General features: G+C 68.1%; 12 protein-coding genes. 7 read left to right on the forward strand and 5 right to left on the reverse strand.

Annotation, left to right across the window (positions count from 1 at the left end):
* Positions 1 to 237 precede the first annotated feature (237 nt).
* From ABZ564_RS32085 to ABZ564_RS32110, 6 genes are all read left to right on the forward strand, one after another.
* On the forward strand, positions 238 to 495 hold the full coding sequence (locus ABZ564_RS32085; RefSeq protein ID WP_360862938.1) for a hypothetical protein: 258 nt from the start codon (positions 238 to 240) through the stop codon (positions 493 to 495).
* A gap of 8 nt (positions 496 to 503) precedes the next feature.
* Positions 504 to 872, forward strand: coding sequence for a hypothetical protein (locus ABZ564_RS32090; protein WP_360862953.1), 369 nt, complete (start codon positions 504 to 506; stop codon positions 870 to 872).
* Between the two features lie 32 nt (positions 873 to 904).
* Entirely contained in the window at positions 905 to 1,402 is a 498-nt protein-coding gene (locus ABZ564_RS32095; RefSeq protein WP_360862940.1) for a GNAT family N-acetyltransferase, read from the forward strand.
* 123 nt (positions 1,403 to 1,525) lie between these two features.
* Positions 1,526 to 3,055 (forward strand): ATP-binding protein, encoded by a 1,530-nt coding sequence (locus ABZ564_RS32100; RefSeq protein WP_360862942.1) that lies wholly within the window; start codon positions 1,526 to 1,528, stop codon positions 3,053 to 3,055.
* A 49-nt stretch (positions 3,056 to 3,104) separates the two neighbouring features.
* Positions 3,105 to 6,038, forward strand: coding sequence for a Z1 domain-containing protein (locus ABZ564_RS32105; RefSeq protein ID WP_360862943.1), 2,934 nt, complete (start codon positions 3,105 to 3,107; stop codon positions 6,036 to 6,038).
* Positions 6,039 to 6,060: 22 nt separating this feature from the next.
* Positions 6,061 to 6,519 carry a very short patch repair endonuclease gene (locus tag ABZ564_RS32110; RefSeq protein WP_360862955.1) on the forward strand — a complete coding sequence of 153 codons (459 nt, stop codon included), beginning with the start codon at positions 6,061 to 6,063 and terminating at the stop codon, positions 6,517 to 6,519.
* On the opposite strand, the gene dcm is transcribed toward ABZ564_RS32110, so the two are convergent.
* On the reverse strand, positions 6,454 to 7,749 hold the full coding sequence (dcm, locus tag ABZ564_RS32115) for a DNA (cytosine-5-)-methyltransferase (RefSeq protein WP_360862945.1): 1,296 nt from the start codon (positions 7,747 to 7,749) through the stop codon (positions 6,454 to 6,456). The genes ABZ564_RS32110 and dcm overlap by 66 nt on opposite strands.
* Positions 7,750 to 8,117: 368 nt before the next feature.
* Between dcm and ABZ564_RS32120 the strand changes: the two genes are divergently transcribed.
* A complete protein-coding gene (locus tag ABZ564_RS32120) occupies positions 8,118 to 8,339 on the forward strand; it encodes a hypothetical protein (RefSeq protein ID WP_360862958.1) in 222 nt (73 codons plus the stop codon).
* Here the strand turns inward: ABZ564_RS32120 and ABZ564_RS32125 are convergent.
* The 4 genes from ABZ564_RS32125 to ABZ564_RS32140 all read right to left on the reverse strand — a co-directional run bounded on the left by ABZ564_RS32125 (position 8,246) and on the right by ABZ564_RS32140 (position 13,092).
* Positions 8,246 to 9,085: a DUF3883 domain-containing protein gene (locus tag ABZ564_RS32125; protein WP_360862947.1), complete on the reverse strand. Its 840-nt coding sequence runs from the start codon at positions 9,083 to 9,085 to the stop codon at positions 8,246 to 8,248. The genes ABZ564_RS32120 and ABZ564_RS32125 overlap by 94 nt on opposite strands.
* On the reverse strand, positions 9,066 to 10,889 hold the full coding sequence (locus ABZ564_RS32130) for a DEAD/DEAH box helicase (protein WP_360862957.1): 1,824 nt from the start codon (positions 10,887 to 10,889) through the stop codon (positions 9,066 to 9,068). Before ABZ564_RS32130 ends, ABZ564_RS32125 begins: the two co-directional genes overlap by 20 nt.
* Before the next feature lie 5 nt (positions 10,890 to 10,894).
* On the reverse strand, positions 10,895 to 12,319 hold the full coding sequence (locus ABZ564_RS32135; RefSeq protein WP_360862949.1) for a transcriptional regulator: 1,425 nt from the start codon (positions 12,317 to 12,319) through the stop codon (positions 10,895 to 10,897).
* A gap of 89 nt (positions 12,320 to 12,408) precedes the next feature.
* Positions 12,409 to 13,092 (reverse strand): hypothetical protein, encoded by a 684-nt coding sequence (locus tag ABZ564_RS32140; RefSeq protein ID WP_360862951.1) that lies wholly within the window; start codon positions 13,090 to 13,092, stop codon positions 12,409 to 12,411.
* Positions 13,093 to 13,871 lie beyond the last annotated feature (779 nt).

The raw sequence follows: 13,871 nt of genomic DNA on the forward strand, positions 1-13,871 counted from the left end.
CGGCCGACCCGGACCTGCTCCCCCAGTACGCCACCACCCTGGCCGCCCGCGGCCGCGCCGTCCCGTGGCCGCCGCCGAAGAGCGGGAACTGCTGGCGCGGGTCGGGCGAGTCGTACCGGGAGTGCCATGGGGGGCGGATGGGGCAGGGGTGCGGGGCGGGGGCCAGGAGATTCCCCGATCGAACAGACGGGTACGGGTACGTACCCGTACCCTTGCGGCATGACAAGGAGTACGACGATGCCCGATGCCAATATCCGTATCCCCGAAGAGGCCAAGGACCGGCTCGCGGCGATCGCCGCCGCCGAGGGCCTGTCACTGCGCGCCTACCTGGCCCGGCTGGCCGAAACCATGCTCACCCCGGCCGAGCGCGCCGAGCGCGCGGAACAGGCCCGCGCCGCGCTGCACGCGTGGAACGGCTACGCACCGACCTCCGCAGAACAGAACGAGCTGGACAGCGAGCTGGACCGCCGGCTGGCACAGGTGACGAGCCGGTGACCGACGCCATGCACATCGTCCTGGACGCCACGGCGATGACCGCCGCCGGTCAGGGTAACGTCCTCGCCTCGCGTCTCATCCACCGAGCGCACGCGGAAGCCGGATGGTTCCTCTACGCGCCGACATGCGCGCTCGTCGAAGCCGACCGCGACCGCCCCGGGACCGCCGAGCACCTGGCCGCCCTGCCCGGCATCACCGTGCTCGACCTGGACCTTCCCGCGGCCCTGGTCGTGGCCCGGCAGAAGAGCTGGTCCGCCGCCCACAGCGGCTACGCCGCACAGCCCACCGCAGACCGCCCCGACGGCGCGGTCATCGCCACCGCATCCCCCCACACGTGGCAGGGGGAGCCGGTCAGGGTCCTGGACCTGAACCCGTAAATCCCTCGCCCGCGAACCAACGAGCCGCCGCCATGCCCGCACTCCAGCGCCTGCGCCCCGACCACGCCCCCGCCGTCCTCGCGTTCGAGCGGGCCAACCGCGCCTTCTTCGCGGCATCGGTCCCGGACCGCGGCGACGCCTACTTCACCGACTACCCGCCCCGGCACGCGGCCCTGCTCGCCGAACAGGAGGCGGGCGTCTGCCACTTCCACGTCCTGGTGGCGGAGGAGACGGGCGAGGTGCTGGGCCGCTTCAACCTGGTGGACGTGGCGGGCGGCACCGCCGAACTGGGCTTCCGCCTCGCGGAGAAGGCCACGGGCAGGGGCCTGGCGACGACGGCGGTGCACCAGCTCTTCGACCTGTGCCGGACGAGGTACGGCCTGACGACGCTCAGGGCGAGGGCGGCGCTGACGAACACGGCCTCGCGGGCGGTGCTGAGCCGGACGGGGTTCGTGGCGACGGGCGAAGAGGTGGTGCTGAGCGGGGAGCGGGGGGCGGCGTTTGTGCGGGAGTTGGGGGCGGCGGCGTAACGCGGCGTACTTGTCACCGGGATTCCCGACTGTCCCACCTTTGCAATACCATCACATTTCAACTACTCACCAGGGCCGCACCTCCCCCGCAGGTCTCAGCTCTGTGCGCGCGAGGAAGGCTTCATGGTGCCGTACCAGCCCTCTGCCGACTGGCAGTTCGAGGTCCCCACCACCGGCACCAAGCGGCTCCCTCCGGCCGCACGGTACGTCGAGTCGCTGACGCACCAGGGATACGGATTCGAGGCGGCCATCGCCGACCTCGTCGACAACTCCATCGACGCGGGCGCCCGTAACGTCGTCGTCAGTCTGCTGCGCGACGACGACCGGCTGGTCAGCCTCCTCGTCGTGGACGACGGCTGCGGCATGGACGACGCGGCCCTGGACACCGCGATGACGGTGGGCGGCCGACAGGGCTACGACGAAGCGGCACTCGGCCACTTCGGCGCGGGTCTCAAAGCGGCGTCCCTGTCCCACGCCGACTCGCTCACCGTGATCAGCCGCACCAAGCGCAGCCCGTCCACCGGCCGGCGCTGGCTGACGGCCCGCGCCCGGGCCGACTTCAGCTGCGACATCGTCGACCCCGGGTACTGCCAGGACCTCGTCGACCGCTACGACGGCGTCATCCAGTGGCACGGGACGATCGTGCGCTGGGACCGGGTCCGCGCCTTCGAGACCATCACCGCCGGTCAGGCCGACCGCTATCTCAACGACGCGATCGAGAAGCTGGAAACCCACCTGGGGCTCTATCTCCACCGCTTCCTGGCCCGAGAGGGCTTCAACATCGACATCGTCGTGGAGGACGTACGGACGAGGGAGGAGCTGGACCACCGCGGGGTCGAGCCGATCGACCCGTTCGGCTACCGGGTGCCCGGCCGGGCCGGCTACCCCCGTACGTACACCGCACCCGTCGAGGGCGTCAGCGGGGTCGAGCTGACCGCGCACATCTGGCCGCCGAAGTCCCCGCTCGTCAGCTACCGGGGCATCGGCCCGCTCGCCGAGCGCCAGGGCTTCTACATCTACCGCAACGACCGCCTCGTCCAGGCGGGCGGCTGGAACGGCACCCGCAGTCCGGAGGGACACCTCGCGCTCGCGCGGATCGCCGTCGACCTGCCGTCCGCGCCGAACGACGTCTTCAACCTCACGGTGAAGAAGGACGGCGTGACCGTCACCCCCGCGTTCGCCCGCGGCCTGGAGCAGGCCGTGGACGCCGCAGGGCATGCCTTCGGCGCGTACGTCCAGGAGGCGGCGCTCACGTACCGGGAGGCCGCCCGCCGCGCCACCGAACCGCAGCGCAAGGCGGTCCTCCCGGCCGGCAAGGGGATGGACCCGAAGCTGCGGCGGACGCTGCGCGACGAGCTGCCGGAGCTGGAGGGCGAGGACCCGATCGCGTTCCGCTGGGACAGCCTGCCCCTGGACGTGTTCTTCGAGCTCGACCGCGAGCACCGGGAGGTCCGGCTCAACAAGGAGTACCGGCAGGTGCTGAACGGCGGGCGGCGCGGAGGCCTGAACGACGCCCCGGTGATCAAGAGCATGCTCTATCTGATGGTCAACGAGATCTTCCAGAAGGAACGGGTCCGGGCCGTCCACACCGACAACGTGGCGCTGTGGAACAGCGTCCTGGTCACGGCGGCGCGCTGTGAACTGGAGCGCTGAACAACCCCCTTCCGCCCGCCCCCGCACCCACCCGAGAGAGCACCCCGCCATGACCGACCACCTGTTCACCCTGCACGGCGACGTGCTGGCCGCGATGCGACGGGGACCCAGGCCGTTCGCCAAGCTGGCCTTCGCGCTCTCCGAGGACGAGGAACCCGCAGACACCGCGCTCTCCCACTTCCAGGACCGCGTCCTGAACGCGGACCCGGGCGACGGGCTGATCGCGCTGTGGCACCGCACCCTGACCGCCTGGGACCTGGCCGGGCAGGCCGACTGGTCGGCGGCGCCGCCCCGCACGGAGGCGCGCCGCTCGGACACCTACGAACGGCTGGGCTTCGATGCCGGGCTCCGCAAGGCGCTCGACAGCGTGGTCCCGGTGTTCAAGGAGCCCGGACCGACGGTCATCAGCAAGGAGTTCGTCTCCTGGTACTCGCGGGACACGGCCGCGGCGCGCTCCTTCTACTGGAAGTCCTACGAGCAGTTGCTGCGCCGCAAGGGCTGGTCCGACGCGGCGGTCTCCGGGCTCGACGAGGCGAGCCACGCCGTGGTCGAGCGCCTCTCCGACCCCACCCGCCCCGAGGCGTACGGCGCGCGCGGCCTGGTGGTGGGCCACGTCCAGTCGGGCAAGACCGCCAACTTCACCGGGGTCACCGCGAAGGCCATCGACGCCGGATACCGCCTGGTCATCGTCCTCGGCGGCACACTGAACCTGCTCCGGGGCCAGACCCAGCGCCGGCTGGACATGGAGCTGATCGGCCGGGAGAACATCCTGCGCGGCGCCGATCCGACGGACCCGGACGCCCTCGTCGGCATCGACTACCAGGAGGACGCGGACTGGCCGGAGAAGTTCGTCAGCCACGGCGGACGGCCCTCCGCCCTCGGCGCCTTCGACATCGAGCGCCTCACCACCCGCGACGACGACTACAAGAGCCTGCTCAACGGAATCCGCGCCCTCGAGTTCGAGAAGCAGTCCCGCACCGAGCCGCTGTACGCCCCGGCCAACCTGCACCACGCGGCGGCCCGGATCATGGTCGTGAAGAAGAACAAGTCCGTCCTGGACAAGCTGATCACAGACCTCAAGAAGATCGGCCCGATCCTCTCCGAGATCCCCGCGCTGATCATCGACGACGAGTCGGACCAGGCGTCGGTCAACACGACGGACCCGAAGAAGTGGGAGGACGGCAAGGTCGCCCGTACGGCCATCAACGGCCAGATCTCCCAGCTGCTCGGCCTGCTGCCCCGCGCCCAGTACGTCGGCTACACCGCGACCCCGTTCGCCAACGTCTTCGTCGACCCGGGCGACGGCGAGGACATCTTCCCGCGCGACTTCCTCGTCTCGCTGCCCCGCCCGACCGGCTACATGGGCGTCCAGGACTTCCACGACCTCGACACGGACGAGGGCACCGCCGAGGAGACGCACGTCCGGGGCATCTACGAGGACACGGGCGACCGCCTCCAGGAGGCCCTGGACGCGTTCGTCCTCACGGGCGCGCTCAAGCTGTACCGCGCCGGCCACGGCGTGCCCGAGGGGCCGTTCCGGCACCACACGATGCTCGTCCACGAGTCGGTGCGCATGGCCGAGCACACGGCCCTCGCCCTGCGCATCAGCTCCCTGTGGCACCAGGCCGCCTACACGAGCCGCCAGGGACACGACCGCCTGGCCGCCCTCTTCGCCTCCGACTTCCACCGCTTCGCCGACCCGGACCTGCCCACGCCGGACTCGTACGAGGAACTGAGGGCCCACGTCTCGCGCGCCCGCCAGCTCATCAACGCCGGCGGCACCCCCGTCCTGGTGGTCAACGGCGACACCGAACGCGACTACGACCAGCCCGACCTGGACTTCGAGCGCACCCCGCACGTGTGGAAGATCCTGGTCGGCGGCACGAAGCTCTCCCGCGGCTTCACGGTCGAGGGCCTGACGGTCACGTACTACCGCCGCACCACCCAGCAGGCCGACACTCTGATGCAGATGGGCCGCTGGTTCGGCTTCCGCCCCGGCTACCGCGACCTGGTCCGCCTCTACATCGGCCGCGAGGAGCCCCTCGGCAAGAAGAAGACCATCGATCTCTACGAGGCCTTCGAGGCCATCTGCCGCGACGAAGAAACGTTCCGCGCCCAGCTGACCCGCTACGCCACGCCGGTGGACGGCAAACCCCAGGTCACCCCCGCCCAGATCCCCCCGTTGGTCTCCCAGCACCTCTCCTGGATCAAGCCCTCGGCCCGCAACAAGATGTTCAACGCGGAACTGGTGGAGATCCGCTCCCCGGGGCAGTGGGTGGAGCCGACGGCGTACCCGGTGGGGGCGGAGGAGCTGCGGGGGAACGTGGTGGCCTGGGGGGCGGCGTTGGGGGCGTTGAGTGAGGACCTGTCCGTGTTCGTCACCCTCGCCGACAATGACCGGGGGAGCTACACCCGCTACCCAGCCAGAACAACGGTTCTCAGCCATACCCAGCTGCTGGAAATCATGAGCAGCCTGTCCTGGGGCCGCCCAGACCTCTTCGCCCCGCACCTGGCCTATCTGAGGGATGCGAGCGACGCCGGGTGCGCTACGGACGACTGGGCGCTGATCCTCCCGCAGACGTCCGGACCGACGAGTGTGGCCGCCAGCGTCCTTGGCAGTCAGCCCCTGACCCTCGTACAGCGCAAGCGGAACGCCCGCGGCGTGTTCAATCGCATCTCCGGCGTGGCTCATCGCCAGTCCGCCGAGCGCATCGCCGGACTCCGCCCCCTGAGCGACGATGACCCGTTCGCCGCTCAGCTTCACCGGCCGCGCCGTGGAGCCGTGCTCCTCTACCCGGTCGTCGATCCCAGCGCCGGAAGCCCGGAGGACCTCGTGACGGGTGGCAGTATCGACCCCGGGAAGGTGGTACTGGCTGCGGCGTTCATCCCGGCGGCCAGCGCGGCGGGCAAGCCGGTACCCTACGTTCGCTTCCGGGCGGTCGACTCGTCCCGCTCTGGTGAAGCCACCATTGAAGTCCGATGAGCATGACCTTGGAGTGATCCCGGTGTCCGAGCCCGCAGACTGGACCCCGCCAGAGGGCTCGTGGGCCTCCTCTGCGGCGCGCCGCCGGAACATGCAGGCGATCCGCAGCCGCGATACGCAGCCGGAACGCCTCATCCGTCGGCTGGTACATGCGAACGGCCTTCGCTACCGCGTGGCCGCCCGGCCCCTCCCAGACCTTCGCCGGACGGCTGACCTGGTCTTCCGTCCGGCGAAGGTGGCCGTATTCATCGACGGCTGCTACTGGCACGGCTGCCCCGAGCACTACGTCCCGCCCAAGACGAACCAGGGCTACTGGTCAGACAAGGTGGCCCGGAACATGGCCCGGGACCGTGACACCGACAAGCGTCTGGCCGAGGCCGGGTGGGTGGTCCTGCGGTTCTGGGAGCACCAGAACTCAGACGTGTGCGCCCTGGAGATCGTCAGCACTGTCCGCGAGCGACGGCGCCACCTGCCCGGGTAGCGCCCCGGCAGCCTCGGCCTTGCGGCGGTCGCGTTCGTGGGCAGCACGCAGCACGTCCGCGATGGCCTTCCCCACTGCGGCGGCAACGGGCGGGGGAAAGGCGTTTCCGACCTGGCGGTACTGCGCGGTCTTGCCACCGGAGAACTTCCAGTTGGGCGGGAAGCCCTGGATGATCGCGGCCTGCTCAACCGTGAGCATGGGGCCCGTGTCCCTGAAGAGATCCCGGTCCTGGCTCTGCTTCCGCACACTCTCTTCGTAAGAGTTGGCGACACCTACGCCCGTGACACCAAGCTCACGCCAGGCAGCCTTAGCGCGACTCGGCCCGAGATCGGCGCCACCGTGCTTCTTGGATCCGCCGACCAGGGTGGGAGCGACGCCGAAGTCCTTTTTGCTCTCAGCCTCCTGCGCCTTTTCCTTCCATCTGTCGAGGCGCTTTTGGGCCAGCAGGGCGATATCGCCGCCCATCTTCTGATAAGGCGCATACCTGAGTTCCATGGACTCCTGAAGCGCCTGGAAAACGCTCACGGGGCTTCCCGTAGCAGTCGGCCATACGAACTTCAGGTCGCCCAGCACATCCTTGCGGATGGCCACCAGAACGGCCCTCGGGCGCAACTGGGGCACGCCAAAATCACTAGCCTCCAGAACCTCCCACTCGCAGACCTGGTAGCCCAGCCCTTCGAAGTCCTCGACGATGCCGGTGACAGGGTGCGTGGCCCAGCCACCCTGAAGACGCGCCTCAATATAGGCGCGATATTCCGCGAATTTCGCGTCCTTGATGCCGCGCACGTTTTCAATCATCACCGCTTCAGGGCGAAGCTCGTCAGCAAGCTCCAGAATGCGCGGGAAGAGATCGCGCTCGTCGTCCTTCCCGAGCTGCTTTCCAGCGTGTGAGAAAGGCGGGCACGGCACCCCACCGGCGAGGAGATGAAGTTCACCCTTGACAAGGGGCTTACCCAAGTACGCTTGCGCCTTTTTCAGATCTGATTTTCCACCATCCCCAGAAGCAATGGGAACGAATTCATTAACGTCACCAGAAATCACATCGCAGTGTTCTCGTTCCCAACTCCACTCTTCGAGGGAACCGATGTTGTCCCGAAGAGTCTGTGCGGCGTGGGGATCGATCTCTACAAGCGCCAGGTGCTTGAAACCAGCCTGATGGAGGCCGATGGCCTGCCCCCCGGCCCCCGCACAGATCTCGATCGAGGTCAGCACGGCGTCACTGGGACCCATCGGGTCCTCCTGGTGCACTGGGAGGCCCATCGGCTCCGGTCTCCTGTTCATACGTTTGAGTTGGCGGCGCAAGTGTCACGCCGTGGCGGCCCCACAGGGACGGAGCGACTAAACGCCACAACGAAACTTGAATACGCAACACGCGCAGAGCCTACCTGGGCCGACCACAGAGACCCGACGAGCCGCAGAGACCCGACAGGCCACCGAGACCCGACAGGCCACCGAGACCCGACAGGCCACCGAGACCCGACAGGCCACCGAGACCCGACCCCAGCTTGCACATCAGCCCGGCACAGGCGCACTCGAGAGTCTATTCGAACATGCAAGCTAATTGGCTGGCTCGCGCGAGATCGGACAGACCTGGGAGCATGTGGACCGACGTACGTGAGGTCGTCGTCCTGACGGTGGAGAACATCGACGTCGTACGGGCCCCCAGAATCACCCGCAGCCAGATCCCGGAGTACGTGCCGCGCTGGCTGTCCGAGCTGGTGCAGGACTACCTCGGCTCGGCCCTCATCTCCTGGCTGGCGCGCGAATGCCTCGCCGAGTGGTCCGAATGCGTCGCAGGCCACAGTTGGTGCTCCGTCTGAACCGTCCAGACCGAGTGCTGCGGCAGCAGCACGTCCGGAAACACCCGCCGTGTCCCCATAGCCAGCCCCGGGGTAAGGACACGGTCCGGAACCTCCAGGCGCACCGACTCCCACCGGCCGCTCCGCGCCTGGTCGGCCGGCACCGCCGAGTGGAGCCAGTCCCGGTCGACCGTGGCGACGTTCACCGCACCCCCGTCTCTCCCTACGAGAACAGCGGCGAGGCACCACATCTCGTCCCTCGCCATCACTTCGTACTCGTGACGCGTCAGGTGAATCACCAGACGGGTCGGGTCAGTCGTCGACTTGACCTCGATGTGCGCCCGCTCAGAGACAGACCGGGCTGCCTGTATGTCGTATCCGTACGCGTCGGATACCGCCGCCACGTGCCTGACGTGCGGCACACCGGCTTCACGCAGCAGCCGGAGCAGCGCCTGTTCGCCTGCGGCTCCGATGGCCCTCCTCGCTTCCTCTCTTGCCCGGCTCCACACCGCACGGGGCACCGACTCCGGCCCCTCGTCATCGGCCGCCTCGCTCTCGCTGATGTCCACGACGGGCCGGCCAGCCGGGGTCACCATCCCCGTGCGCCTGAGCCAGGCGAGGCCCTCGGCGTACTGGGCCGGCGTGAGATCCGCGTAGCCCGGGTGGTGGGTGAAGAGCGCCCGCACCCGCGGTATGCCAGCCACGCGCAGCTCGGCCAGCCAGCGGAGCGCCGCCCGGCGCGTCGCCTCAGTGGGCTGCGACAGCATTGACGTGGTTCAGCAGAGCGCGAACGTCAGCCATGTCCATCCCGGCAGCACCGGAAGGTTCATCCTCCAGGTCAGCGAGCTGCTGAACGGCGGGGTCATCCAGGATGCGCCCCATGAATTCGAGTTTCTCCTCAAGCCGCATGGCGACCACCTCGTCAATCGTGCCTTCGACTGCGAGCACCGTGACGCGTGTCTGCGTATCGGGGGCCAGCCCGAGCCGGTGAATGCGGTCCAGACTCTGCAGAAAACGCCCTGCCATGAAGTCACGGTCGACGTACACCGCGTCATGGCATACGTGATGCAGGCTGATGCCCTCACCGAGGGTGGCCGGGTTGGACAGGAGAACGTGACAGTCGGGGTCCTCACGGAACCGCCTGATCTGCTCCTCCCGGTCCGGTGTGCCACCGTGGACGACTGCCGGCTGGTAGGCGCTGAACAGGCTCTCCATGGTGGTGATACTGCGGACAAAGGTCGTCCACACAAGGGTTTTGCGTCCCATCGCGGCATTCGTCGCAACGATATTGAGGGCTTCCTTGTACTTCGGAGACAGCTCGTGCGCGGGCAGGTTACGCATGAGCGCGTACAGCGATTCGCCTTCCGGTACTTCGAGCGGCGGCACCTGGTAAACCAGCGGTTCGTAGCGATTCTCACTCTCGATAAGCAGCGCCGGGCTGGTGGCCGCCATCAGAAGACGGAGCATCGCCTTGCCCAGGGCATCAAATTCATCGCGCGACGCCTCGGCCCTCGCCGTGAAGCGGCCCACCAGCGCGTCGTACACCTCGCGGTGGAGTTCCGGCATCTTCAGCCGCCGGATACGCGTCTCGAAGGGAGGCAGCCCCAGTTCTTTCTTCGTCGTCCGGGTGAACAGGGGCCGCAGCACGGAGCTCGCGTACGCGAGATCGCCGCCGGCTACGGCCTGGGTCACCACCCTGCGCCCATGCCCAGGCCAGACGAACGACAGAAGATTCTCCAGGTCCCGGGCCCCGTTCGGAGCCGGAGTGCCGGTGAGGATGAGGCGTCGGCGGGTCAGCGGACCCAGCGCCATGCAGGCGCTTCCGTACGTACCCTGGGCCCCCAGCTTCATCCGGTGCGCTTCATCAAGGATGATCATGGACGGGGCGCCCCGCAGCCACTCCGCCAGTGCCCCCAGCGACCTGTCCAGGCGCTCGTAGTTGACGACCATGATCTCGGCCCTGTGGTCGGGGCTCTTCCCCATGACAACCGTGTGCGGCGCCTCCTTGAAGCACAGCTCGCTCTCCGAGAGCCACGACTCGTACGCGGACTTGGGACTGACCACCAGCAGTCGGCGCACGTCACCGCGCTCGCGCATCGCCGCGTAAACCGCCAGTCCGACGCGGGTCTTCCCAGCACCAGGGACGCTGAAGTTAGCGCCGTGCCGGAGCGAAAGCAGCCGCGCGATGTCCCGCCGCTGGAATTCGGTGAGGGCAGCGCACCAGCTGGCACCCAGCGCCGTTTCCACAGCGCTGTCGTCCCACCCCCCAGTCGAGGAGGGAGCCTGAAGCTGCTCCTCAGCACGGTCGGCGTCGTCGAGTACTTCCCCAACCAGGGTGCCCAGTTCGTCCGACCACACCACGGTGTCGGGGTGCGGCCAATCCGCCAAGGCGTCGATGCCGACCAGGAAGTCATCGAGATCCAGCTCCAGGGCGAGCCGGCCTCGAGGACTGCCGCCGGGGAACCTGGCCGCGAGCCGTGTGAGATCGCTGCGGTAAGGCTCACCGACGCGCAGGAGCGCCTTCGTCCGTGTGACATCGAAACCGATGTGCAGGGACGATTCGTCAGTCATCATGCTCACGAGGGATCCCGCTTTACGGCCTCACGCAGCCACTCGACGCCCTCACCGGGCACCTCGATGGTCTGAGCCGTGGCCTGGGCCAGCTTCTTCAGGGTGGCCTTCAGTTTGAGCACGGCCTCGTCCAGCGCCTCCTCGTCGAGACTGCGGGCCCCGCTAGCCAGCACCATGTCGGTGATGCACTGTTCGATGTCCTGGCAGGCGTCGTTCAGACGGTCGGGGGCAGCCTGCTTCCGCTTGCGGACACGAGCGTCCTTTCCAGCGGGCTCAAGCGCGTCCTCAACTGCCCTGTGCGCTGCCTCGAAGACGGAGGACGCCGCTTCCAGCTGAGCCGGGGGCACCTTTGCCTGAGCCCTGACCACAGCCTTCGCCCGGAGTACCGAGTCAGTAAAGGCACGGGCCGCAGCGACCTGGGGCGCTTCAGCCTTCACCGCGCGGTTGATGCCGGGAATCACGCGGCCCGGGGCTGCTGCGGGAGCGGACTTCAGTTCTGCCGGCAGCCGCTGTTCCAGGTACCGGTTGCGGAAGTCCGCTTCGATAAGACGGAGGTCGGTCTTGGAGAAGTTCATCACGATGGCCGCGAGACGGTTCTCCTTCAGCAGTTCGGCCTTCTGCACGTCAGACTTGGACTCCTTGGCGTAAGCGCGGTGCACCTCGCGGAGCCTTTCCTGGGCGTCCTCGAAGTCGAGCAGCCGAAGCCGCACCCCCTCGGCCGCCGACCTGTCGCTCAGGTCGCGGAGGCAGGACAGCACCCACAGGTCCTGCTCGGCCGTCGACTCCCTGATGCGGAAGTCCCGTGCGACCTCCTTCAGCGGACGGCCGGCCTCGACCTGCTCGTCGATCGTGAGAAGCCGGTTGATGTACGAGTAGGGACGACGGGTGTCGTGGCGCAGCTGAAGAGAGAGCTCGACACGGTTGATGTCCGCCCAGGTGCAGGAGTCAGGCAGGACGGCTACCCGGATCTCGGCCACGCCAAGCTCGCGTAGCGCGGCAGCTCTGGTGTTGCCGTTGACCAGAATGCCTTCGCGGGTAATCAGCCCCGGTTCGTTCTGCCGGAAGTCTTCGAGGCTCTGCTTCAGCGCGTCGAAGTCCTTGTCCCGCTTCGACGGATCAGAAGGCTCAGCCTTGAGGAGGAAGTCGAGGTACTGCTGGCTCTCATCGCACCACGCGTCTTCGTCCAGCCGGCGGTCCAGCTGAGGATCATAGCTGCGCTGCGCCCGGATGCGGTGCGTTCCGGGGTTGTAGTAGAGCGCGTTCACCGGCATGTCGATGACCTGCACCACCTGCGGCTTCGTGCGCCACTCAATGGTCAGTGTCTCCTGGAGCCCACTGCCGGCAGCTACGTCCTGGAGACGCTGCTCAACGATTTCCTTGTTCTTGGCGGCATGCGGCGGCAGGCCGAAGTTCCCGGCGTTACTGGTCACGGTCCGTTCTCCTTTTGTTTGAAGGGTTCATCTCAGCTCATGGCGGGGCCGCCGCGTCCGGCGGCCCCGCCATGAGCTGAGGGCGGGTCTCAGGCGGGCGGGAGCCCGAGCACCTTGCGGACCTCGTCGCGGGAGTCCGCCGGCAGCGTACGGAAGTCGGCCCAGAGACGTTCCACGGTGCTGAACTCGCGCTCGTCAGCGGTGACCCAGCCCGTGAGCGTCTGCAACTGCAGTCCTCCAAGCTTGGAGATGTCTTCCAGGACAGCGCCCAGGTCGGCCTCCAGAGAGCGCCCCCCCACACGGCAGCGGTTGCATTCCGCGATGAGCTGCACCGTCGAGGTGCCGTTGGGCAGCTTCACCTTCCGCCGGGCGATGTCGATCTGGGCGGTCTCGAAGGTGCCGGCGTACGGCTGACCGGGCGTGATCCCGCACGACCGGCAGCGGTTGCCATCGCGGGCGAGAATCTTCCGGCGCTGAGTTTCGGTAAGGGCTGAGCTGTTCTTGGTGGCCTTGCCGGGCTCCCAGACGGGCTGCCCCTGCGCGACGAACCGCTGTTCGTGCTGGCCCAGGGAAGCATCCTCCCGGTGAGTGTCGATCTTCCAGCCGTAGTCGCGCAGGTCGCGGACCCGGCGATCCGCCTGGCTGATGCCAGGGAAAGCGTTCTTCACCTCCTCCTTGGTGAAGACGTTGCCCTCCTGCACAACAGTCAGCAGCCAGAGCGCGGCGCGCTTCATCGTTCCGAGCTTTTCGTCCTGCCACGACGGCAGAGTCATGCGGAGACCCCCTTGTGTCAGATGCACGGCAATGCATGGCGCCAGGCAGCTGGCGCCCTTGCGGACACCACCACTCTGATCGCCTGACAGCCCATCACGCCAGGTTCTGCAAGGTTTCGAGGCCTTATGGAAAACATCCACGCACTCCCGAAGAACCGCTGCCTCCGACACAATTGGTGTCCGTCCGGCACCACAGAATGAACGGAAGGCGTGCGTGACCCCTAGACGCAGGGCCTGGAAAGAACTGCCCCCTGACACCACCGCTGCGCACCGGTCGCTGGTGACAGCCATGCGCGAGACCCGGGAGTGCAGCCCGCGCACGCAGGCGGACATCGCGAGGGATGCCCACCAGGAGCCAACGACCCTCTCAAACCACCTGAATGCTGGGCGTATCCCCGAGGAAACGCTCCTGCGGGACTTCTACGCGGTGGTGGAGAAGGACGCATCCGCCTCCGGGCATGGGCCACTGCCCCACACGCTGGACGAGCTCCTGAAACTCCGTATCCACGCCAAGAAGAAACACTGCAAGTGCTGCACTGTCGGCTACCCGGCGGCAGCAGAGGAACCCGGGCAGCAGCGTCAGCGGCCGGCTTCACCCATCCTCTCGAATCCCGGGCTGGCGCGTGCCCGACGCCTCAGCCGCCGGGCACGGCGGCGCGAGATCGCGCTGCCACAGGAACGCGGCGGGGGGGGGGGGGGGGGGCCCCCGGGGGGGGGGGGGCCCCCCCCCCCGGGGGCGGGGGGGGGGGGGCCCGCCCGCGACGGGGGGGGGGGGTAAA

This window comes from Streptomyces sp. NPDC019224 (genome assembly GCF_040632605.1).
Taxonomy (GTDB): Bacteria; Actinomycetota; Actinomycetes; order Streptomycetales; family Streptomycetaceae; genus Streptomyces.